We start from the raw sequence: 1,156 nt of genomic DNA on the forward strand, positions 1-1,156 counted from the left end.
AGGGGCCAACCCTCATCATTATCGCAGCTTCAAGCACACAGATTGTCAGGCCATATAGACCATCCTTTCCGAGTGCTCTGCAGCACACTATCGTCCGTGTGTATTCGATCGACCGCCGCGATATGGGCTCTGATCAGCAAAATGAGCGGGGCAAGAAGAACGGACACACGGCCCACCCAGTCCGCCATGACGGAGCGCGAGATATCTACTCCCAGCCGATCGTACATTTCGGATAGACGATAGAGCGGGATATGATCGTCGAACTTGGCGACCATGATATGAGCAAGCAAGCCCGGTCCGGGTTTGCCTCGCTCGATCGGCAAAGTCGGCATCTCACCCGATACGGTCGTATCGCAGTCCCTGCAGACCATACGCTTCTCGACATGCCGGACGATCTTTACAGAAGCCGGCACATGCTCCATCACCTGGACCACTTTGTCAGCCGCCTTCAAGAAGGAGGTGCCGCCACAGGTCGGGCAATTGCAGGGCGCTGCATACACCCGCTCTTCAATTGGCAGGCCATCCGGCAGAGGTCTGCGTTTCGGCTTGTCCGGGGCATCATCCACATCGGGCAGCAGGCCTTTTCCAGAACAAGCATCAGCCTCGGCGCGGGCGGCCTCGATCTCCTCCAGCATGAGTTCAAATTGCTCAATCTTCCGATCGATCTTCTCTGAAGATGCGCCGTGCTGCCGATGTCGGAGCAGCTCCAACTGCGCGCGCAAAAGACCGATGATGGAGTCGCGTTTGTTGACTTCGGCTTCTTGCGCGCTGAGTTTCGCCGCCTGTTCAGCGACGAGCGCGCGCAATGCCAATAGCTCGTTCTGACTGTCCAGAGGCGGTGCTTCCATGCCCAAAAACATAGCCGATTTGCAGCGAAAGCGCTAGCATTTTAGCCCGGATGCCCTTGCAAAATATAGCTTTTACCCCGTTCGGCCAGGAGCAGAAGTCCACGCCGGTCGACGCCAATCGATCCCTTCCACAAGCATCGAAAGCTGCGCCTGCGTCAGGTGCGCAACGCCTTCTTTCGCCGTTGGCCAGGGAAAGTATCCGCGTTCCAAAATCTTGTACCTCACAACAGAATGCAGCCGCTGCCAACGCAGATACGCAGTTAGTGCGGGTAACGCATCCGTTTCATCCTTTATTCCCACGGCAGTTG

General features: G+C 56.8%; 2 protein-coding genes. Both read right to left on the reverse strand.

From position 1 onward, the window contains the following. Positions 1-29 precede the first annotated feature (29 nt). Positions 30-848 carry an IS66 family transposase gene (locus tag GA0061101_RS38490; protein WP_425350063.1) on the reverse strand — a complete coding sequence of 273 codons (819 nt, stop codon included), beginning with the start codon at positions 846-848 and terminating at the stop codon, positions 30-32. A 72-nt stretch (positions 849-920) separates the two neighbouring features. Continuing rightward, a partial coding sequence (gene tnpB, locus GA0061101_RS38495; RefSeq protein ID WP_141694202.1) for an IS66 family insertion sequence element accessory protein TnpB occupies positions 921-1,156 on the reverse strand: 236 nt, incomplete at its 5' end.

The organism is Martinezella lusitana, assembly GCF_900094565.1.
Lineage (GTDB): Bacteria > Pseudomonadota > Alphaproteobacteria > Rhizobiales > Rhizobiaceae > Rhizobium > Rhizobium lusitanum.